This window comes from Geodermatophilus sp. SYSU D00697 (assembly GCF_054050175.1).
Genome location: NZ_JBJGYV010000002.1, coordinates 34,537 through 54,397, shown reverse-complemented (window position 1 = coordinate 54,397; position 19,861 = coordinate 34,537). Strand labels below are relative to the sequence as shown.

Genomic DNA, 19,861 nt, shown 5'->3' with positions numbered 1-19,861 from the left:
ATGAAGTTGATCATCCACTACACCTTCCTCCCGCACACCGATCCGGAGGCCTCGCTGGCCTTCTACCGGGACGTCCTCGGGTTCGAGGTCCGCAACGACGTCGGCTACGGGGACATGCGCTGGATCACGGTGGGTCCGCCCGACCAGCCGGAGACGTCCATCGTCCTGCACCCGCCGGCTGCCGACCCGACCATCACCGACGAGGAGCGCCGGACCATCCTCGAGCTGATCGCCAAGGGCAACTACACCGCCGTCACGCTGGCCAGCGACGACCTCGACGGCGTCTTCGCCAGGCTCGAGGCGGGCGGTGCCGAGGTGCTGCAGGAGCCCATGGACCAGGACTACGGCGTGCGCGACTGCGCCTTCCGCGACCCCGCGGGCAACCTGGTCCGCATCAACCAGCTGACCTGAGCCGTCCGGCGAGCCCTGCTCGAGGGGATCCTCGTGCCCCGTCGTTGGCGTGCTGCCTGGGAGTCACCGGAGGACCGGTCCGGCGTGCGGCACGCAGCGCGCGGGACGGTCCTGTCGGTCATGGCGGCCGAGGCTCAGTGCAGGGCGGCGTCGGCCGGTCCGGTGGCCCACCGGTGGAAGCGGACGACCAGGCCCGCCCGCGTGGGGGCGCAGCAGTACGGGCCCGCCGCGACCGCGACGCCTGCCGGGAAGGGCGCGACGCGCACCAGGCGGAACGGCTCGTCGTCGACCCGCGCGCGCACGGTCACCGCGTCCCCGGTACGGCTCGCGCGGACGGTCACCCGGCGCCCGGCCCACTCCGGCACCGGCGCCACCGACCAGTCGGAGCGACCCAGGGTGACGACGGCGCCGACCTGGAGTGCACCGTCGGAGACCTCGACGCCGGCCTTGAGCCACGTCTCCGCGTCGGCCCGCAGCACGAGCCCCGCCTGGTCGAACTGCTCGCCGAAGGCCGCGGCGAAGGTGACCTCGACCGCGCCTGGTCCGGTCAAGGTGGCGAGCAGCGCGTGCGCGTCGTCGTGCACGAAGCCGTAGGCGGTGTGCCGCCAGGCGTCGCTGCCCTCAGCTGCGGTGACGAGCAGGTCCGGCCCCTGCTCCGACACCGCGACCGGCGGGACGGTCCACGTCCCGGCGGACCAGGGCATCGACTCCGTCGTCATGGCGCCACGCTAGGTCACGTTCATCGGGGCTCGCACCGACAGCCGTGCGGCCCCGCCGTGGTTGCCGTGCCGTTCATCCGCCCGCCATCGAGTTCGTCGGTGCGAGGTGGATCCGCTGTGGCTCCCGATGGCGTCAGCGACCGTGTCGACCCGGTCCGGGGTGATCTCGGGTCAGTCGCTGACGCCGCGTTCCTGGCCGGGGTGGGAGTCGAGATCGGCGATGCTCGCCGAGCACCTCGAGCGGTCCGAGCCGCCGCGCCGGTGTGCCGACCCTCCGCATCAGCCCGGCCCCCGCGGCCGACGACCTGCTCGGCTGCGACCTGCTGGCGCTGCTGCTCGACCAGCACATGCGTCGACGAAGCAGCTGGACACGGGAGCGACCACGTCCACATCCGGCGCCCATCGTGGGCTCCCGTGTCACTTGCGCCAGAACAGGTGGTGGGTCACGCCGCTCGGGCTGGGCACGACGTCGAGGTGGTAGCGGTCGAGCAGCTCCTCGGGTGAGGTCCAGAGCCGTACGCCGGAACCGAGCTCCACCGGTGAGACCGCCACGTGCAGGGTGTCGACGAGGTCGGCGTCGAGGAACTGCCGGATGACGGTGGCCCCGCCGCCGAGCCGGACGTCCCGACCCTGGGCCGCCTCCCGTGCCTGGTCGAGGACCGTGGCCGGGTCGGCGCCGACGAAGTGGAAGGTGGTGTCGGAGAGCGTGAACGACGGGCGCGGATGGTGGGTCATCACGAACACCGGGGTGTGGAACGGCGGCTCGGCGCCCCACCAGCCCTGCCACTGGTGGTCCTCCCAGGGTCCACGCTGGGGACCGAACTTGTTGCGGCCCATGATCTCGGCGCCGATGTTGTGGGCGAAGTCCCGGGTGAAGTAGTCGTCGAGCCCGCGGCTGCCGCCGGGATCGGTGCGATTGGGCCAGCTCGCCGTGGCGCCGGCCCAGGCGAACAGGGCCCCGGGGTCGGCGTGGCCGAACGGTCTCTCCAGGCTCTGGTGTTCACCCGCTCCGAATCCGTCACTCGAGACGGTGAAGTTCTGGACTCTGAGCAGTTGGTCCACGTGGCTCCTCCTCGCGCGGTCGATGACAGGTGGACCGTCGGTCAGCGGGGAACTCATCGCCGCGCGGGAGTGCGGGTGCGCAGGGGGCACCGGCCGGCGGCCGGCGATGCCCGAGCCGAGAGCTCAAGAGGCGGCCCCTGCGCGGCGGGAGAGACGCCGTGTCGGCCGCTGGAACCGTCCAGCCGTCCGGCCTGCACTGCTGAGCCGCGACCCGCTGGCACTGCTGCTCGGGATGCTGCTGGACCAGCGCATGCGTCGAGCAAGCAGTCGACCGCTCCCGCGGGCAGCGTCTCGACGTCGCCACGACGGCGGCATGGCCGTACGACGCCGCCGGGGTCGACACTGACGGAGTGGCCACCGCGAGGCCGGTGCTGGGCATCGCACGGGCGGCCTACCGGGCGGGTGACTGGCCCGCCGCCCGGGAGGCGTACACCCGTGCGGCCCGGGACGCCCCGCTGAGGGCTCCCGACGACCTCGTGGCCGCGGCGAAGGCCAGCTGGTGGTGCGGACGGGCCGGGGAGTCCGTCCGTCTCGCCGCCCGGGCCCACCGTCAGCTGCTCGACGACGGCCGCATCGAGGACGCGGCGCTGACGGCCCTGGACGTGGCGATGTACCACCTTCTCATCGGGCAGCTGCCGCTCGGCTCCGGATGGATGAACCGGGTGGAGCGGCTGCTGGGCGACGTGCCCGAGTCCCCGACGCACGGGTACGTCGCGTTCTACCGCGACGTGGAGTACAACCTCCCGCAGGCGTCCCCCGAGGGCGTACTGGCCGCGGCCCGCGATCTCGCAGCGCTCTCGCGCCGGCAGCCGGACCGGACGCTCGACGTGGTCGCCCTGGTCGCCGAGGGCTATGCCTTGGCCGGCACGGGGAGGGTCGCGCCGGGGATGAGGCTGCTCGACGAGGCAATGGTGGGGCTGGACGCCGCGTCGATGGCGCCCGAGTGGGTGGGCAACACGTTCTGCCTCGCCATGGAGGTGGCCGAGCAGGTCGGCGATGTCGCCCGGATGCGGCTTTGGCTCGCCGACGCCGAGGAGTGGCTGGACTCGCTGCCCGCGGCGGTGCTCTTCAGCGGAGCGTGCCGAGTGCACCGGGCCCGCATCTGGCAGCTCGCCGGCGAGTGGGAGCGCGTGGAACCTGCGCTGGACCGGGCCTGCCGGGAACTGCGCGAGCTGTGCCAGGAGACCGTCGGGGCGGCGTGGTCGCTGCGCGGGGAGTTGCGGTTGCTCACCGGGGACCGGACCGGGGCCGAGATGGCCTTCGCGGAGGCGCACCGGCGCGGCGTCGACCCGCACCCCGGTCTGGCTCTTGTCCAGCTGGACCGCGGGGATGTCGCCGCGGCCGGCGCCGCAGTGCGCACGGCGATGATGGCGCAGCCGGACGGGCACCTGCACCACCGCGCCCGGTTGCTGGTGGCGGCCGTGCGCATCGCCTGCGCCGCAGACGACCTCGACGAGGCGCGGCAACGCTCGGCGGAACTGCAGGAGCTGGGCCGCACCTGGCCCGAGTCCCTGGTCGTCCCGCTGGCGGGCACCGCGGCAGGGGCGGTCGCGCTCGCGCGCGGTGCCCCCGCCGAGGCCCTGGCGCCGCTGCGGGCGGCTGTCCACCGGTGGCGGGAGCTGGACACGCCCTACGAGGCGGCCTGCACCGGGCAGCTGCTCGCCCGCTGCTACCGCGCCCTGGGCGACCGGGCCAGCGCCGACCTGGAGGAGCGTGCGGCGGTCGAGGTGCTGGACCGGTTGCGCGCACGTCCCGCCTGGCCCGTCCCGGACGACGGGTCACGCTCCCCCGGCCGCACCAGGTTGACCACCCGGGAGGAGGAGGTGTTGCGCCTTCTCGCCGACGGTCTGCACAACGCCGACATCGCAGCAACCCTGACCATCAGCCCCCGGACGGTGGAGCGACACCTGTCCAACCTCTACCCCAAGCTCGGCGTCACTTGTCGGGCCGCCGCCACCCGGTACGCGGTCGAGCACAGCCTGGTCTGAGCGTGTGCGTGGGACCACCCATCCCGTGCGCGGAGGAATGGGTGGTCGCACGGAAGCGTCAGGCTGCTGGGCCCTCTTAGTGTCGGCCCCTGGAGGGCACGGCGGCACGGGTCTCGAGGGACGGGAGCACACCATGACCACCCAGACGGAGCAGCACCCGGTGGACGAGCAGCGTGCGGCGGCCTTCGCCGATCGGATGGTCGGTGCCGTCGATGCGGCCAGTTTGGTGCTGCAGTGCAGCATCGGCGACCAGCTCGGGCTGTTCGACGTGCTCGCGGAACTGGACGACGCCACGTCGGAGCAGGTCGCGCAGGCCGCCGGGATGCAGGAGCGCTACGTGCGCGAGTGGCTCGCCGCGCTGACCGTGGCCGGCGTCGTGGAGCACGACGCTTCGTCCCGCACCTACCGGCTGCCGGCCGAGCACGCCGCCGCGCTCACCCGAGCCGCCGGACCGGACAACCTGGCCCGGCTGTGCCGGTACATCCCGATGCTGGCCGAGGCGGAGCACCTGGTGGTGGGGGCGTTCCGCTCGGGCGGGGGAGTGCCCTACTCGGCATTCAGCCGGTTCCACGAGGTGATGGCCGAGGACAGCGCCGCCGTCAACGACGCCTCGCTGCTCGACACGATCCTGCCCCTCGTCCCGGGGCTGCCGGAGCGGCTCACCGCCGGCATCGACGTCGCCGACTTCGGCTGCGGCTCCGGCCACGCGATAAACCTCATGGCCCGGGCTTTCCCGGCGAGCAGGTTCGTCGGCTACGACTTCTCGACGGAGGCGATCGACCGGGCTCGGGCCGAGGCGGCCGACTGGAACCTGACCAACGCCCGCTTCGAGCTGCAGGACGTGGCCGACCTCGACCGTGCCCACGCCTTCGACCTGATCACCGCCTTCGACACCATCCACGACCAGGCGCAGCCGGCGCAGGTGCTGGCGGCGATCGCGCACGCGCTGCGGGCGGACGGGGTGTTCCTCATGGTGGACATCACCGGGTCGAGTGAGGTCGCCGACAACGTCGACATGCCGCTGGCGACCCTCCTCTACACCTGTTCGCTGCTGCACTGCATGCCGGTCTCACTGGGCCTCGGCGGGATGGGACTGGGCACGATGTGGGGGCGGCAGACCGCGCTGCGCATGCTCGGTGAGGCGGGCTTCGCCGACGTCGCGGTCCGCGAGATCAACACCGACCCGCAGAACGCCTACTACGTCTGCACTCTCGGGTGAGGCGCGGTTCCCGCATCTCCCCGGGATTGCGTCCGGTGCGCGTCCAGGCACGATACGAGCGTGCCGACCCTCCGCATCACGCAGGACGCCGCCGCCGACGAGTTGCTCGGCCGTGACTCGCTCGCACTACTTCTTGGCATGCTGCTCGACCAGCAGTTCCCGATGGAGCGGGCGTTCTCCGGCCCCCGGCTGCTCGCCGACCGCATGGGGGTCGACACCCTCTCCGCGGCCGACATCGCCGACGCCGACCCCGAGCAGCTGACCGCGTGGTTCCAGGGGCCGCCGGCCATCCACCGTTATCCGGGGTCGATGGCCGGTCGGGCGCAGGCGGTCTGCCGGCTGCTGGTCGAGCGCTACGACGGCCGGGCCGAGGCGGTCTGGACCGACGCGCCGGACGGCCGCACCCTGCTCGAGCGGATCGGGGAGCTGCCCGGGTTCGGCGCGCAGAAGGCGAAGATCTTCCTCGCCCTGCTCGGCAAGCAGTACGGCGTCACCCCGTCCGGCTGGCGGGAGGCCGCCGGCGAGTACGGCGAGGAGGGTTCTCACCGCTCGGTCGCCGACATCACCGGCCCCGAGTCACTGGCCGAGGTCCGCCAGTTCAAGCAGGCGAGGAAGCAGGCCGCCAAGGCCGCCGCGGGCTCCTGAGGACGGCGCGCCGGAGGCGCCTGCACCGCCCCGGATCCGGTGGCACGATGGGCGACGACCCGGGGCCGTGCCGGGCCCGGACGCCGTCGGGACGCCGGGCGGCACGGTCACCGGAGGGGATCTGCCGAACGCCGGTGCGCCGGTCGGCGGAGGGAAGGACACCCGTGGCCTCGAGCCAGCAGCACGCGCGTTCCCGCCGGCCCGAGCCGGTCCTCATCACCGAGGCCCAGCTCAGCCGGGAGGAGCAGCACGCGGCACGGAAGAAGCGGTACGTGCTGACGATGGCCGTCCGCGGCGTCAGCCTGGTGCTCGCCGCGGTCTTCTACCAGACGCTGTGGCTGGCGCTGATCTTCGCGTTCCTCGGCACGGTGCTGCCGTGGATCGCGGTGATGATGGCCAACGACGCGCCACCGAAGAAGAAGCTCGACGTCAACCGCTACGCCCCGCCGCGCCCCGACCGGATCCTCGAGAACCCCGCGCGCCCGGGCCGGGTCATCGAGCACTGAGGCCTCAGCGGGCTCCCGGCCGGCCGACCACCGTCGCCGCCCGCGCCAGGCCGGCGTCCAGTGCCCGCGCCGGGTTCCCGCCCGGGTCGGCGAGCCACGCTGCCAGCAGGCCGGCGGTGAAGGCGTCCCCGGCGCCGGTCGTGTCCACGACGGTGGCCGGGTGTGCCGGCCGGTGCACCAGCACGTCGCCGGAGGCCCACAGCGCACCCCCGGCGCCCAGCGTGACGACGGCCACGGGGTGGCGGGTGGCGAGCGCGCGGGCAGCGGTCGCTACATCGGCGCAGCCGGAGAGCAGGAGCGCCTCGTCCTCGTTGGGCAGCACGAGCGTGGCCGCGGCGGTGTCGGCCAGCCACCGGTCGACGCCGTAGCGGGCCAGCGGACCGGTCGAGGCCGGGTCCACCGACACCGTGCACCCGGCCTCCGCCGCCGCCGCGAGCGCCGCCAGCCCCGCCGGTCGCGGCCGCGGGTCGAGCAGCGTGTAGCCGGACAGGTGCAGGTGCCCGCCCCGGGCGGGTGGCGGCACGTCCCCGGGCTGCAGAGCGAGGTTGGCGCCGCGGTCGGCGAGCATGCTGCGCTGGCCGCCGGGCTCCACCAGGCACACGACCGTCCCGGTGGCGACGCCCGGCACGGTCCGCACGGCCGGGGTGACCCCCGCGGCGGCGAGCTCGTCGACCAGCCCGCGCCCGGCGGGGTCGTCGCCCACGCAGCCGGCGAACACGACCGGGGTGCCCAGCCCCGCCAGGTGGACGGCGACGTTGGCCCCGGCGCCGCCGCCGCGGCTGCTGATGGACGCCGACCGGTCCGACCCGGGGGCCGGTTCTCCGTCGAGCACCACGACCACGTCGGTGACCAGGTCACCGACGACCACGACCGGCACCGGGCGGCTCAGCGGGGGACGGCGGCCAGCGCCACCGCGATCCGGCCGGCCAGCTCGGCGTTGCGCAGCACCAGCCGCACGTTGACCGCCAGGGTGGCGCCCTCGCTGGCCCGGTGCAGGTGGTCGAGGACGAACGGGGTCACGGCCTTCCCGCGCACCCCCGCCGTCTCGGCCGCGGCCAGTGCCCCGGCGATCACCCGGTCGTGCAGGTCGGGGTCGAGCTGCTCGTCGGCGGGCAGCGGGTTGGCCACGACGACCGCGCCCGGGGCCAGGTCGCGGCGGGCGGCGAAGACCGCGGCGGCCTGCTCGGCGTCGTCCACCGACCAGTCGACGGTCGCGCCGGAGTCGGCGACGTAGAAGCCCGGGAAGGTCGTCGTCCGGTAGCCGACCACGGTCACCGACAGCGACTCCAGCCGCTCGAGCGTGGCCGGGACGTCGAGGATCGACTTGACCCCCGCGCACACCACGACCAGCGACGTGCGGGCCAGGGCGACCAGGTCGGCGGACTCGTCGAACGTGTCGGCCGACTGGCGGTGCACCCCGCCGAGCCCCCCGGTCGCGAACACGCCGATACCGGCCCGCTGCGCCAGCAGCGCGGTGCTCGACACCGTGGTGGCGCCGCTGAGACCCAGGGCGGCGGCCACCGGCAGGTCGCGGACCCCGAGCTTGGCCAGGCCGGGGTCGTCGCACACCCGGTCGACCTGGTCCGCCGTCAGCCCCACGTGCGGCACGCCGTCGAGGACGGCGATGGTGGCCGGCACCGCGCCACCGGTCCGGACGGCGGCCTCCACCCGGTCCGCGGCGTCGCGGTTGTCCGGCCGCGGCAGTCCGTGGGCGAGCAGGGTGCTCTCGAGGGCCACCACCGGGCGGCCTGCGCCGAGCGCGTCGGCCACCTCGGGGGAGAGCTGGACGGGAAGCGGCAGGGTCGGGGCGGGCACCCTGCCATCATGGTGGGCGGGGGAGTCGTGCCCGACCCCGCCTCGGCGGTGCGGGCGCGCCCCGGCAGCCGTCCCCAGATCCTCCAGGGAGCACCGCGTGAGCAACACCGACCTCCTCGAGAAGCCCGACGTCCGCGAGGGCGACACCGGCAACGCCAACGAGGTCTTCCACTACGTCCGGAAGAACAAGATCGCTGAGAGTGCGGTCATGGGCACGCTCGTCGAGGCGCTCTGCGGCGAGGTGTTCCCGGTGACCAAGAGCCCGAAGCCCGGCAGCCCGGTGTGCCCGGCCTGCAAGGAGATCTACGAGCAGCTCCGCAAGGAGTAGGACCCCGTCCCACCCGCCGCTCGCGAGGTCGCGGTGTCGGCCGGCAGGCCGACGATGTCAGAGCAGGTCGAGCCGCCGGGCGCGGTCGAGCTTGGCCGCCCGGCGCTCCTGCCGGCGCTTCTGGTGGCGGCGCAGCGGTGCCGGCCAGCGGGCCTGGATGGTCGCGTTCAGCTCGGCGCCGAGCAGCACGGCCATGCCGAAGAAGAAGCAGAACAGCAGCGCGGCGATCGGGGTGGCCAGCGCTCCGTAGGGCAGCGTGGCGGTGAGGATGTCGGCCACGTAGGCGCGGGTCAGCAGCGCGGTCACGATGAAGAAGGCGACGGCGAGCACGGTGCCCGGCAGGTGCCGACGCCAGGGCAGCCGCCGCGGCAGCACCACGTGGTAGAAGCTGGTCAGGGCCAGGAGCAGCCCGATCAGCACGACGGGCCAGTAGACGGCGTTGACCAGCACCGTGGCGGTGTCGCGCCAGTCGGCGGGGAGCAGGGACACCAGCACCTCGCGGCCCAGCACGAGCAGCGGCAGGGTGAGGACCGCGAGCACCATGCCCACGACGAACAGCCACAGCGCCATGAGCCGGGTGCGGATCGGTCCGCGGACGTCGCGCTGGTCGTAGGCGATGACGATGGTGTTCATGAACGTCGCGGTGCCCGACGACCCGGCCCACAGGGCGAGCAGGAAGCCGACGCTGACCACGTCGAGGCGTCCGGAGCCGAGGATGTCGTTGAGCGTCGGCTGCACCAGGGAGTCGACGACGTCGGGCGTGAGGGCGCGGGCCGACGCCTCGACCAGTTGGTCCTCGATCCGGGCGACGGTCTCCTCGCCGATGAAGGTGCCGAGGTAGCCCAGCGAGCCCAGCAGCCCGATCAGCAGCGGCGGCACCGACAGGATCTGCCAGAACGCCGCCTCCGCCGAGAGGCCGAGGATGCGGTCACCCCACGCCTTGGCCAGGGTCCGGCCCAGCACCTGCAGCGGGACGCGGACCGGTGCCGGCCAGCGGGCCAGCCGTCCGCGTGCGGGAGCCGCGGCCGCGGGGAGCGCGGCCGGAGTGCCGGATGGGTCGGCGTCGGCACCGTCCGGGGTGCTGCCGGCGGCGGCCGGCGATCCACCGGGGAGGACGGTGCTCATCGCCCCAGTGTGCACGCCGCGGCACCGGGCGACCGGCGGCTGGGCCGGTCACCCGGCGCGCGGGTCGCCCGATGGGAGGAGCGTCAGTCGCCCGAGTCGGGGGACTCGGCCGTCTCGCCCTCGGGAGCCGGCTCGGCGTCGGCCTCGGGCTCCGGCTCGGGGGCCACGCAGCGGATGACCGCCTCGGCGGCGTAGGTGGTGTCGAACGTCTCGCGCCGGATCTCCGCGCCGCTCTGCAGGTCGCGGAACACCCGGGTCACGGTGATGTCGAACCCCTGGACGCCGGACTGGGGGATGCAGTCGCCGTCGTCGACCTTCTCCTGCACCGCCGGCTGCCGGAAGTTGGTCCGGGCGCCCTCGATGGCCTCGACCTCGTACCGCTTGGTGCCGTAGAAGGTCACCGTGATCGAGCCCCCACCGCCGCCCCGGGGCTCCCACCGCGTGTCGACGAAGACCCCGGTGTCGCCGTCGTTGCGCCACTGCAGGTCGATCTGGCCCTCGTACACCGTGGCCTCGCGGCCGGCCGGGTAGCGGCTGATGTAGAAGCTGTGCGGCTTGTGGTAGACGTCCTCGAGGCCGGCGAAGAAGACCGCGTTGAACATCGTCGTGGCGAACTGGCTGATCCCCCCGCCGACCGCCGTCGACAGCTCCCCGCCGCTGATCACGTTGGCGGGCACGTAGCCCTGCGCGCGGCCCCGCGGGCCGGTGAAGGTGTTGAGGCTGAAGGTCTCGCCGGGCATGACCAGCGCGCCGTCCACCTCCTCGGCGACCACACGGATGTTGGTGCCGCTGGCGCTGTTGGTCGTCGTGGTGGTGAAGGAGCTGATCTCCTCCCGGATGCCCAGCGCCTGGGCCTCCTCGGTGGTGAGGTCGGCCGGGACCGGGCCCAGCTGGGCGGTCACCGTGCGCGGCGCCGGCTGCGGCAGCACCGCGAGCAGCTGGCCGGCCAGCTCGGCGGGGTCGACCCCCTGGCCGTCGATCGACGGGACCACGGTGACCGAGCCGCCGGAGATCTCGAAGCGCGCGTCCTGGGCGGGGGTGCCGAACTCGGCGAGGTCGTCGCCCGTGGCCTCCTGCAGGTGGGCCGGGTCGACGGCGACGGCCAGCACGCCGTCCTCCTGCGGGGTGAAGGTGAGCGAGGCGGCGATCGCCTCGACGGGGATCTCGGCCGACGTGGCGCCGTCCTGGCTGGTCACCGTGACCGGGGCGGCGAGGGCCGGGGTCACCGTCTCGTCGAGGACCCGCTGCGCCTCCGCGGCGTCCACCGACACCTCCGCGACCTCGACGGGCAGCTCGATGGGGGTCGCCGGGTCCCCGCCCGAGGCCAGGGCGGCGGTGATCGCCTCGGCGGCACCCGCGCGGTCGAGGCTGCGCCCCTCCTCGGGCGTCACGACGGTCGGCGTCGTCCCGTCGAGGGTGATCGTCGCGTCGACGGGGGCGCGGTCGACCTGGGCGGCGATGGCCTCGACCTGGGCGCCCAGCGCGTCGTCCTGCACCGCGAGGACCGGTTCGACGGCCCGCTCGCTGAACAGCGTCACCAGGCGGGTCCAGGGGTTCAGCGGCTGGTCGTCGACGGCGTCGACGGTGCGCTCGACGTCGAGGGTGACCCCCGCGGCGGCGGGGGAGAGGGGCAGCTCCACGTCGTCGGCGACCACGACGTGGTCGGCGCCCACGCGCGGGGCCAGCTCGTTCTCGAGCCGCTCGGAAGCGGCGGCCGGGGAGAGTCCGCCGACGTCCACCCCGGCGATGACGGTGTTGCGGGGCACGTCCCCGCCGGCGACCAGCAGGTCTGCGCCGTACGCCGCACCGAGCACGACGACGGCCGCAGCGGGGGCGAGGACGGCCGGACGCCGCCACCAGGGCCGGCCGGTCGCGACGTCGTCCCCGCGGGGAGGGCCACCGGGGCCGCCCGGACCGGGGCCCTGGTCGCCGGGGCCCTGGTCGCCGGGGCCCCGGTCACCCGTGCCCTGGTCACCCGGGCCCGGGTCGCCGGGAGGCGCCGCGCCCGCGGCCGCCGGCACGGTGTCGTCCGGGCCGGGGGCGTCGCTGGGCAGGGCGCCCGGTGGCAGCACCGTGGTCGAGGAGGCGTCGGCGGGCGCCGGGTGGTCGCCGGGCGCCTCCCCGGGCGCGAAGCGGATGTCCTGGGTCTCGTGGTCCTCGTCGTCCGGGGGAACGGGACCCGATCCAGGGGTGGCCGTGCCGGCTGCGACCGGCTCGGCGGCCGCGGGGTCGGCGTCGGCCTGCCGGTCCGCGTCGGTCCCGGGGGCGGCGGCGTGCGGGTCCTCGGCGGGCGGAGCGGGGACCGGCGCCGGCGGGCCTCCGGGAGCGGCGCTCTCCGGGGTGACCGGGCCGCGGTCGCGGGGCACCGGCCGCGTGTCGTCGGACAGCACCGGCTGCCCCAGGCGGACGGTCTCGTCCGGCTCGGCGTGCTCGTCCGGTGCGGCCGAGGGCTGCGGCGCGGAGGAGGTGGTCTGTGGGGGCATCGAGGGATCTCCGGGTGGCCGTCGACCGGGGGACCCCGGGAACGACGGAGCCGCCGGTGTCCCGTCCGCATCGAGCGGGGAGGGGACACCGGCGGCGGCGTCGGGTGAGGGCTTCATCGCTGTCTGCGACGATAGCGCCTCGTTCAGTGGCTGAGGCGCTGCTCGCCGTCGGTCTCGATGATGTCGACGGCGATGTCGCGGAGCTTGCCCTCGTACTCACGGGCATGGTGCCCGCAGAAGACGAGGTCGCTGCCGCTGGCGAGGACCACCCGCACCTTGGCCAGCGCGCCGCAGCGGTCACAGTGGAAGGGGACGACCAGGTCGTCGGCGGGCGGGGTCGTCGTCAGCGTCTGGGTCATCTGGGTCATCACTCGCTCTCTACCGCACGGACCCGCGGCTGCGGATCGGCCTCCTGCACAGCGCCAGGATGGATCCCCGTGTTCCCGATCCTGCCGATCGAACGGTGTGACTCGCCGTGTCCGGTGAGGCTGGTGCCGTCTGATGCGGGTGGGGCGGGTCAGCAGGGACGTCACTGGATGGTGCCGGTCTGTCGTCGTGGTGCCTGTGCTCGTCGTCGTCTCGTGCGCCGGTTCAGTGTCCGGCTGGTGGGTCCGCTGCTGTCTTGACGTCCCCCACGCTACGCCGCTTACCCGGACGGTGACGGCGTACACCGCACTGCCAGCTCATCCGGGTGAGATCGTGACCATCCCGAGATGCGGCCGTTCCCCCGCCGGGGCGGGGGGCACGCCCCGAACGGCGACGGCCCCGACCCGAGGGGGTCGGGGCCGTCCCGGCCACGGAGAGGGTGGCCCCGTCCCGAGCCTCACCCCGAGCGTGCGAGAGGTGAGGAGGACGGCGGCCCTGCTGCAGGGTCCCGCCGCGAGCCTGCGAGCGGTGGGGGGCAGCGGGGTCCTTGCTCAGTCCAGGTAGTCGCGCAGCACCTGGGAGCGGCTGGGGTGGCGCAGCTTCGACATCGTCTTCGACTCGATCTGCCGGATCCGCTCACGGGTCACGCCGTAGACCTGGCCGATCTCGTCCAGCGTGCGCGGCTGGCCGTCGGTGAGGCCGAAGCGCAGCCGGACGACGCCGGCCTCCCGCTCGGAGAGGGTCTGCAGCACGCTGGTCAGCTGGTCCTGCATCAGCGTGAAGCTCACCGCGTCGACGGCCACCACGGCCTCGGAGTCCTCGATGAAGTCACCGAGCTGGCTGTCGCCCTCGTCACCGATGGTCTGGTCGAGGCTGATCGGCTCCCGGGCGTACTGCTGGATCTCCAGCACCTTGTCCGGGGTGATGTCCATCTCCTTGGCCAGCTCCTCCGGGGTGGGCTCGCGGCCCAGGTCCTGGAGCAGCTCGCGCTGGATGCGGCCGAGCTTGTTGATGACCTCGACCATGTGCACCGGGATGCGGATGGTGCGGGCCTGGTCGGCCATGGCGCGGGTGATCGCCTGCCGGATCCACCAGGTGGCATAGGTCGAGAACTTGTAGCCCTTGGTGTAGTCGAACTTCTCGACGGCGCGGATCAGGCCGAGGTTGCCCTCCTGGATGAGGTCCAGGAACGCCATGCCGCGGCCGGTGTAGCGCTTGGCGAGGGAGACCACCAGGCGGAGGTTGGCCTCCAGCAGGTGGTTCTTGGCCCGCTCACCGTCGCGGACGATCCAGTTGAGGTCCCGGCGCATCTGCGGGGAGAGCTTCTGACCCTCCTCCTCGGCCTGGCGCAGCCGCTCGGCGGCGTAGAGACCGGCCTCGATCCGCTTGGCGAGGTCGACCTCCTCCTCGGCGTTGAGCAGCGCGACCTTGCCGATCTGCTTGAGGTAGGCGCGGACGGAGTCGGCCGAGGCGGTCAGCTCGGCGTCCTTGCGCGCCTGGCGGAGCGCCTCGGACTCCTCCTCGTCGTCCCACTCGAAGTCGGCGCCCTCGGCGGCGACCTCCTCGGCGGCCGGCTCGGCGTCGGCCACGCCGTCGGGGCCGGCGACCACGGTCTCGTCGATCTTGAGACCCTCGCCGCCGTCGACGACCGCGACCGCGGAGCCGTCGGTGGCGACGGCGGTCAGCACGGCGCCCTCACCGGTGCCCGGCGACGGCGTGATGCTCGGCTTGCGGGAGCCCTTGGCGGCGGTGGTCTTCGCCGGTGCCTTCTTGCGGGCCGGGGCCTTGGCCGGGACGGCCGTGGCGTCGCCCGCGGATACCGGAGCGCTGGTCCGGGTGGCCCGGGGGGCGGCGGCGACCGTCCTGGAGCGACTCGAGGTGCTCGCTGCGGCTGCTTCCGGTGCTGGCTGGTCGGCGGGCACTCAGGTTCCTTCCCGTGCTGGGTGCGTTCCCCGGGGGGCCGTCTGGCCCCCGGGCAGCGGCCTCGGCCGGCGTCCGGAGCGGAAGAGGTCCCGCCGAACCGACCGGCGTTTGGCCGGTGCGTGAGCGGGGGATGGCTCTCGGCTGGGGAGCGACGGGGCGGGGCTCTCCCATTGTAACGACGGACTGGGCCGAAACCACCGTTGCGGCCTCCTCGTGCTCGCCCGCAGGGGGTGAGGTGCCCGGTCCAGGAGCGTTCTCACCCTCCGTGGCGACGGTGGAGCCGCTCGGCAGCCCGTGCCGCGGTCACTGCCCGATGCGCTCGTGGGCGGCGAGCGCCGCACCGACGATGCCGGCGTCGTTGAGCAGCTGCGCCGGGACGACGGGGGTGCGGGTGGACAGCAGCGGCACCCACTTGTGCGCCTTCTTGCTGACCCCGCCACCCACGATGATCAGGTCCGGCCACACGCCGGCCTCGAGGACGTCGAGGTAGCGGTCCACCCGCTTGGCCCACTGGGGGTAGCTGAGGTCCTCGCGCTCGCGGGCCGCCGCGGACGCCCGCCGCTCGCCGTCCTCGCCGTCGACCTGGATGTGGCCGAACTCGGTGTTGGGCACCAGGACGCCGTCGGTGAACAGGGCGCTGCCGATGCCGGTGCCGAAGGTGAGCATCAGCACCACGCCCTTCTTGTCCCGGCCGGCGCCGTAGCGCATCTCGGCCAGCCCCGCGGCGTCGGCGTCGTTGAGCGTCTGGACGCCGTCGGGCACGACCGCGGCCAGCCCCGCGGCGACGTCGGTGCCCAGCCACGTCTTGTCCACGTTGGCCGCGGTGTGAGCGACCCCGTGCTTGAGGACGCCGGGGAAGGTGACCCCGATCCGCTCCTGCCACTCGAAGTGCCGCACGATGCGCGCCACCACGTCGTAGACCGGCTGCGGCAGGGCCGGCTGCGGCGTCTCGATGCGCAGCCGCTCCCCGTGGAGCTCGCCCGTGTCGAGGTCGACCACGCACCCCTTGATCCCGCTGCCACCGATGTCCACCCCGAAGCCCAGCACGCGGTCAATCTAGTGACCGGCCACGCGGCCGGCAGATCCCCTCGTGCAGGATCGGGCCGTGATCCCCGACGCGGACCCCGCGGCCCTGCTGGACCTCGCCGTCGCCACCGCGCGGGAGGCCGCCGACCTGGTGGCCCGCGAGCGGGGTTCGGCGGCCGAGCAGGTCGACGTCAAGTCCAGCCCGACCGACGTCGTCACCGCCGTCGACAAGCAGTGCGAGGAGCTCATCACCGGGCGGCTGCTCGGCGCGCGGCCGGACGACGGCGTGCTGGGCGAGGAGGGTGCGTCCCGGGAGGGGCGCAGCGGGGTGCGCTGGGTGGTCGACCCCATCGACGGCACGGTCAACTTCCTCTACGGCCTGCCCGCGTACGCGGTCTCGATCGGAGCCGAGGTGGACGGCGCCGGCGTCGTCGCGGGCGTCGTCCTCAACGCGGCCACGGGGGAGACGTTCACCGCCACTGCCGGGGGAGGGGCGTTCGTCAGCTCCCCGGCGCACCCGGAGCCGGTGCGGCTGCGCGGCAGCCGGCCGGCGTCCCTGGGTCAGACACTGGTCGCCACCGGGTTCGGGTACCGCGAGGAGCAGCGGCGGGCGCAGGGCGCGGTCGTCGCCCGGTTGCTCCCCGAGATCCGCGACATCCGGCGCTTCGGGTGCGCCTCGCTGGACCTGTGCGCCGCCGCCGCGGGCCGGGTCGACGCGTACTACGAGGAGGGGCTCAACCCCTGGGACCACGCCGCCGGTGCCCTCGTCGCGGCCGAGGCGGGGCTGGTGGTCACCGGGCTGCCGGGGCGCCCGTTCGCCGACCCGCTGGGCATCGTGGCGGCCCCGTCGGTCGCCGAGGACCTCGTCGCCCTGCTCGACCGGCTGTACACCGCCGAGCCGTGACCAGGTGAGCCGATCCCGGCCGGGCCGGGAGCCGTGTCAGCAGGCGGCTGCGGCGCTGGAGACGGTGCTCAGGGCGGCGGCCACCTCTTCGGGGCCGGCCAGGCTGTCCGGGAAGACGAACTCCGGGCCGATGACCAGGTCGACCTGGGCGGTGGCCCGGGTGTCGAGGAAGTCACCGGCGCCCTGGAGGAACAGCCCGAGGTAGGCGGCCGCGTCGTTGCCGCGCGGGCCGTGCCGGATCTCGCCCACCCCGGTGACCTCGCGGTCGGTGGGGTCGTTGGCGACCTCGTCGACGACGAAGCCCCGCCCCTGCAGCTCGGCGGCGACCTGCTGGGCCAGCCCCGCGGTGTCGGTGGCGTTGAAGACCCGCACCGAGAGCGTGCCGGGGTCCAGGGACGGCGGGGCGGCCGCCGCGGTGGTGCACGCCGCCGCCTGGGCGGCGTCACGGTCCTGCTCGTCCTGGAGGACGTTCCACCACACGGCGAGCGCGGCCAGCGCCAGCACCAGCAGGAAGATCAGCGGGGGGATGGGCCGACGGCCGCTGCGGGGGCGCACCGCGGAACGGTCGGTCGGCGGCGCGCTCACGGGCTGTCTCCCCCTCGCTGACGGTGGTCGGCGGGAGTCTAGGGCCGGACGGTGACGCTAGATCGCACCGTCGTCCAGTGCGGCGCGTCCCCGCTCCACGCAGGGATCGATGCGCTCTGCGTAGCCGGAGGTGTCCTTGCCGGCCATCGCCCCCGCCTTCGACCGGGCGACGATGCCGGCGACGATCGCGGCGAACTTGAAGTAGGCGAACCCGACGTACCAGTTGAGGTCGGCGAGGTCCAGGCCGGTGCGGACGGCGTAGCGCTCGGCGACGTCCGCGCGCGTGGGGAAGCCGGGCAGCGCTGTCACGCTGCTCTGGCCCGCGACGCTCTCCTCGCCGGGCTGGGGCCAGTAGACGAACAGCATCCCCAGGTCGGCCAGCGGGTCCCCGAGGGTGGACATCTCCCAGTCGAGCACCGCTCGGATCCGACCGGGGGTGTCCGGGTCGAGCAGGCAGTTGTCCAGCCGGTAGTCGCCGTGGACGACGGCGTCCCGCTGGGTGGCCGGCACCGTCTCGGCCAGCCGGGCGGCCAGCGCGTCCAGGCCCGGGCGGTCGCGGTCGCGGGTGGCGTCCCACTGCTTGGTCCAGCGGCGGACCTGCCGGGCCATGAAGCCCTCCGGCCGGCCGAAGTCGCCCAGGCCCACGGCTCGGTGGTCGACCGAGTGCAGGTCGGCGAGGACGTCGACCAGGCCCTCGCCGATCTGCCGCCGCTGGGCGGGCTCGTCGGCGTAGCCGGGCGGGATGGTGTCCACGACGTGCAGCCCCACCACGCGTTCCATCACGTAGAAGGGGGCGCCCAGGACCTCCGGGTCGGTGCACAGGTGGAGGGTCCGGGGAACCGGGACGGGCGTCGGCCCCAGGGCGCTGATCACCTTGTGCTCGCGCGCCATGTCGTGCGCGGTGGCGAGCACGGCCCCGGTCGGGGGCCGGCGGAGGATCACCTCGTCGCCGGGCGCCCCGCCGTCGGGCGTCACGATGTACGTGAGGTTGGACATGCCCGCGGCGATGAGGTCGATGCGCACCTGGCGCCAGCGCTCGTCACCGAAGACGGAGGCCAGGTAGGGCCCCACCACGGACGGATCGGCACCCACGGGAGTCGACACGGCCGCAGGGTAACCTCTGGCGCTCCGCATCCCGTTCGACCCGATCCCATGCCGATGTGTTCGACCCGTCGCAGCGGGCACAAACGGGGACCGCGCGACGTTGGGGGGTCCGCCGGTCAGTCCGGAGCCGGAGTCCCCCGTCGCCGGGGGCCGACCGGCGCGGACTGCAGCACCCGGTCGGTGCCCGCTCCCGCGGGTGCCGGCCACCCGACCACCGGTCGCCCCCGGCGACCGGCCAGGACGGCGGCGTTCCGGCGCCGTCGTCAGACGATCCGGGCGCCGACGCCCGAGAGAACCCCGGAGGAGGGGCACACCCCATGGCCACCGACTACGACGCCCCGCGCCGCAACGAGGCCGACGAGCTCGGCGAGGACTCGCTCGAGGAGCTCAAGGCCCGCCGCGCCGAGGCCCAGTCCTCGTCGGTCGACGTCGACGAGACCGACTTCAACGAGAACCTGGAGCTCCCCGGCGCGGACCTGTCCAACGAGGAGCTCACCGTCCGCGTCCTCCCGAAGCAGGAGGACGAGTTCACCTGCTCCCGCTGCTTCCTGGTGCAGCACCGCAGCCGGCTGGCCGCCACCAAGGGCGACCAGCTGTACTGCCGCGACTGCGCCGCCTGAGAAGGACCCCCCGCCCCCGCAGCGAGGTGGGGATCGTGGGGGGCGCCCGTCCTCGCGACCGCGCAGACCGAGGACGGGCCGGGGAGCACTCGACGGAGGATGAGCCGATGACCGAGGACCGCGATCGCACCGCCGCGGTGCGGGACGTCCCGCCGCCGCGCCCCGTGGCGGCGGGCGCGGCCGACGCCCCGGCCGAGGAGGGGCCGCTGGCCCGGGCCGGCCGGCTGGTGGCCGACGCGGTCTCCGGCCTGCTCGGCGGCTCGGCCGGCACCGCCACGGAGGACGGGCGCCGGCCGGCCGCCACGATGCTGCGGGAGGTCGTGTCCGCGGTCGCCGCGGCGGCCGGGGCGCGGCTCGGGGCCGGCGCCGACCGGGCTCGCGACCGCACCGGCGCCGCCGCGGCTGCGGACGCCGACCCCGACCGGGCACCCGGTGCGGTCCTGGGCGACCTGCTCGCGGCCGCGGCTCCGCGGTTGCCCATCCGGGACCGCGCCCGGCTGCGGGCGGCCCACCCCGGGGCGACGGACGACGAGATCGCCGACGCCCTCGTCGCCCGCGCCGCCCGGCTGACCGCGGGCATCGGCGCCGCCACCGGCGGGGTCACCGCCGCCTCCTGGTTCGCACCCGCGTCCCTGCTGGCCCTGCCCCTCGAGCTGGGCGCCGAGACGGTGCTCACGGCCGCGGTGGAGGTCGTGCTGATCGGCGAGCTGCACGAGCTGTACGGGCGCCCTGCTCCCGGCGACGCCCGCGCCCGCGCGGGCGCCTACCTGTCGAGCTGGTCGGCGCAGCGCGCGGTCGACGACTCGGCCGCCGCGCCGGCCCTCGGCGTCCTGCTGACCGGTGCCACCCTGCGGACCCTGCGCCGCCGCATGACCCGCCGGCTGGCGCGCACCGTCCCCGCGGCCGCTCCGCTCCTGGTCGGGGCGGCACTGGGTGGGCGGGGCAACCGCAGGCTCACCGAGGCCCTGGCCCGCCGGGTGCTCGCCGACCTGCGGGCGCCCCGACCCTGAGGCGGGCGGACGCGGCCCGCGG

General features: G+C 74.6%; 20 protein-coding genes. 9 read left to right on the top strand and 11 right to left on the bottom strand.

Annotated features, from left to right (window positions below; all coding sequences use genetic code 11):
* The gene (locus tag ACI79C_RS02220) at positions 1-411 is read left to right on the top strand and encodes a VOC family protein (protein ID WP_456943971.1); all 411 of its coding nucleotides are present in this window, start codon (positions 1-3) and stop codon (positions 409-411) included.
* Between the two features lie 134 nt (positions 412-545).
* On the opposite strand, the gene ACI79C_RS02215 is transcribed toward ACI79C_RS02220, so the two are convergent.
* Both ACI79C_RS02215 and ACI79C_RS02210 read right to left on the bottom strand, forming a co-directional pair.
* Positions 546-1,130, bottom strand: a complete 585-nt coding sequence (locus tag ACI79C_RS02215) for a DUF1349 domain-containing protein (protein WP_456943970.1) — start codon at positions 1,128-1,130, stop codon at positions 546-548.
* Positions 1,131-1,547: 417 nt separating this feature from the next.
* On the bottom strand, positions 1,548-2,192 hold the full coding sequence (locus ACI79C_RS02210) for a dihydrofolate reductase family protein (RefSeq protein ID WP_456943969.1): 645 nt from the start codon (positions 2,190-2,192) through the stop codon (positions 1,548-1,550).
* A 350-nt stretch (positions 2,193-2,542) separates the two neighbouring features.
* Between ACI79C_RS02210 and ACI79C_RS02205 the strand changes: the two genes are divergently transcribed.
* From ACI79C_RS02205 to ACI79C_RS02190, 4 genes are all read left to right on the top strand, one after another.
* On the top strand, positions 2,543-4,180 hold the full coding sequence (locus tag ACI79C_RS02205) for a LuxR C-terminal-related transcriptional regulator (protein WP_456943968.1): 1,638 nt from the start codon (positions 2,543-2,545) through the stop codon (positions 4,178-4,180).
* Between the two features lie 133 nt (positions 4,181-4,313).
* Positions 4,314-5,399: a class I SAM-dependent methyltransferase gene (locus tag ACI79C_RS02200; protein ID WP_456943967.1), complete on the top strand. Its 1,086-nt coding sequence runs from the start codon at positions 4,314-4,316 to the stop codon at positions 5,397-5,399.
* Between the two features lie 60 nt (positions 5,400-5,459).
* Positions 5,460-6,044, top strand: coding sequence for an HhH-GPD-type base excision DNA repair protein (locus ACI79C_RS02195; protein ID WP_456943966.1), 585 nt, complete (start codon positions 5,460-5,462; stop codon positions 6,042-6,044).
* Between the two features lie 164 nt (positions 6,045-6,208).
* Entirely contained in the window at positions 6,209-6,550 is a 342-nt protein-coding gene (locus ACI79C_RS02190) for a DUF3099 domain-containing protein (RefSeq protein WP_456943965.1), read from the top strand.
* Between the two features lie 4 nt (positions 6,551-6,554).
* Here the strand turns inward: ACI79C_RS02190 and ACI79C_RS02185 are convergent, their stop codons facing one another.
* Together ACI79C_RS02185 and ACI79C_RS02180 are read right to left on the bottom strand one after the other, a co-directional pair.
* Entirely contained in the window at positions 6,555-7,427 is an 873-nt protein-coding gene (locus ACI79C_RS02185) for a carbohydrate kinase family protein (RefSeq protein WP_456943964.1), read from the bottom strand.
* Between the two features lie 8 nt (positions 7,428-7,435).
* Positions 7,436-8,365: a pseudouridine-5'-phosphate glycosidase gene (locus ACI79C_RS02180; RefSeq protein ID WP_456943963.1), complete on the bottom strand. Its 930-nt coding sequence runs from the start codon at positions 8,363-8,365 to the stop codon at positions 7,436-7,438.
* Between the two features lie 97 nt (positions 8,366-8,462).
* Here ACI79C_RS02180 and ACI79C_RS02175 point away from each other — a divergent pair, with 97 nt between their 5' ends.
* Complete coding sequence (locus ACI79C_RS02175) at positions 8,463-8,693, top strand: DUF3039 domain-containing protein (protein ID WP_456943962.1); 231 nt, start codon at positions 8,463-8,465, stop codon at positions 8,691-8,693.
* 57 nt (positions 8,694-8,750) lie between these two features.
* On the opposite strand, the gene ACI79C_RS02170 is transcribed toward ACI79C_RS02175, so the two are convergent.
* The 5 genes from ACI79C_RS02170 to ppgK form a co-directional block, all read right to left on the bottom strand.
* On the bottom strand, positions 8,751-9,818 hold the full coding sequence (locus ACI79C_RS02170) for a YihY/virulence factor BrkB family protein (RefSeq protein WP_456943961.1): 1,068 nt from the start codon (positions 9,816-9,818) through the stop codon (positions 8,751-8,753).
* A gap of 83 nt (positions 9,819-9,901) precedes the next feature.
* Positions 9,902-12,301, bottom strand: coding sequence for a VanW family protein (locus ACI79C_RS02165; RefSeq protein ID WP_456943960.1), 2,400 nt, complete (start codon positions 12,299-12,301; stop codon positions 9,902-9,904).
* A gap of 143 nt (positions 12,302-12,444) precedes the next feature.
* A complete protein-coding gene (locus ACI79C_RS02160; RefSeq protein ID WP_012949566.1) occupies positions 12,445-12,669 on the bottom strand; it encodes a DUF7455 domain-containing protein in 225 nt (74 codons plus the stop codon).
* 549 nt (positions 12,670-13,218) lie between these two features.
* Positions 13,219-14,589, bottom strand: coding sequence for an RNA polymerase sigma factor (locus tag ACI79C_RS02155; RefSeq protein WP_456943959.1), 1,371 nt, complete (start codon positions 14,587-14,589; stop codon positions 13,219-13,221).
* 304 nt (positions 14,590-14,893) lie between these two features.
* Positions 14,894-15,637, bottom strand: a complete 744-nt coding sequence (ppgK, locus tag ACI79C_RS02150; protein ID WP_456943958.1) for a polyphosphate--glucose phosphotransferase — start codon at positions 15,635-15,637, stop codon at positions 14,894-14,896.
* A gap of 58 nt (positions 15,638-15,695) precedes the next feature.
* On the opposite strand from ppgK, the gene ACI79C_RS02145 reads away from it, so the two are divergent.
* Positions 15,696-16,520 (top strand): inositol monophosphatase family protein, encoded by an 825-nt coding sequence (locus tag ACI79C_RS02145; RefSeq protein WP_456943957.1) that lies wholly within the window; start codon positions 15,696-15,698, stop codon positions 16,518-16,520.
* Positions 16,521-16,556: 36 nt separating this feature from the next.
* Here ACI79C_RS02145 and ACI79C_RS02140 read toward each other — a convergent pair whose 3' ends face one another.
* Both ACI79C_RS02140 and ACI79C_RS02135 read right to left on the bottom strand, forming a co-directional pair.
* The gene (locus ACI79C_RS02140) at positions 16,557-17,105 is read right to left on the bottom strand and encodes a LytR C-terminal domain-containing protein (RefSeq protein WP_456943956.1); all 549 of its coding nucleotides are present in this window, start codon (positions 17,103-17,105) and stop codon (positions 16,557-16,559) included.
* 57 nt (positions 17,106-17,162) lie between these two features.
* Positions 17,163-18,209 (bottom strand): phosphotransferase family protein, encoded by a 1,047-nt coding sequence (locus tag ACI79C_RS02135; RefSeq protein WP_456943955.1) that lies wholly within the window; start codon positions 18,207-18,209, stop codon positions 17,163-17,165.
* A gap of 317 nt (positions 18,210-18,526) precedes the next feature.
* Here ACI79C_RS02135 and ACI79C_RS02130 point away from each other — a divergent pair, with 317 nt between their 5' ends.
* Positions 18,527-18,829: a DUF4193 domain-containing protein gene (locus tag ACI79C_RS02130; RefSeq protein WP_089306675.1), complete on the top strand. Its 303-nt coding sequence runs from the start codon at positions 18,527-18,529 to the stop codon at positions 18,827-18,829.
* A gap of 107 nt (positions 18,830-18,936) precedes the next feature.
* Complete coding sequence (locus ACI79C_RS02125; RefSeq protein ID WP_456943954.1) at positions 18,937-19,839, top strand: hypothetical protein; 903 nt, start codon at positions 18,937-18,939, stop codon at positions 19,837-19,839.
* The last annotated feature ends 22 nt before the right edge of the window (positions 19,840-19,861 follow it).

Coding starts and splice junctions, on each gene's coding strand:
- ACI79C_RS02200 (WP_456943967.1), top strand. CDS start 4,314: ATGACCACCCAGACGGAGCAGCACCCGGTGGACGAGCAGCGTGCGGCG.
- ACI79C_RS02125 (WP_456943954.1), top strand. CDS start 18,937: ATGACCGAGGACCGCGATCGCACCGCCGCGGTGCGGGACGTCCCGCCG.
- ACI79C_RS02160 (WP_012949566.1), bottom strand. CDS start 12,669: ATGACCCAGATGACCCAGACGCTGACGACGACCCCGCCCGCCGACGAC.
- ACI79C_RS02220 (WP_456943971.1), top strand. CDS start 1: ATGAAGTTGATCATCCACTACACCTTCCTCCCGCACACCGATCCGGAG.
- ACI79C_RS02215 (WP_456943970.1), bottom strand. CDS start 1,130: ATGACGACGGAGTCGATGCCCTGGTCCGCCGGGACGTGGACCGTCCCG.
- ACI79C_RS02170 (WP_456943961.1), bottom strand. CDS start 9,818: ATGAGCACCGTCCTCCCCGGTGGATCGCCGGCCGCCGCCGGCAGCACC.
- ACI79C_RS02165 (WP_456943960.1), bottom strand. CDS start 12,301: ATGCCCCCACAGACCACCTCCTCCGCGCCGCAGCCCTCGGCCGCACCG.
- ACI79C_RS02130 (WP_089306675.1), top strand. CDS start 18,527: ATGGCCACCGACTACGACGCCCCGCGCCGCAACGAGGCCGACGAGCTC.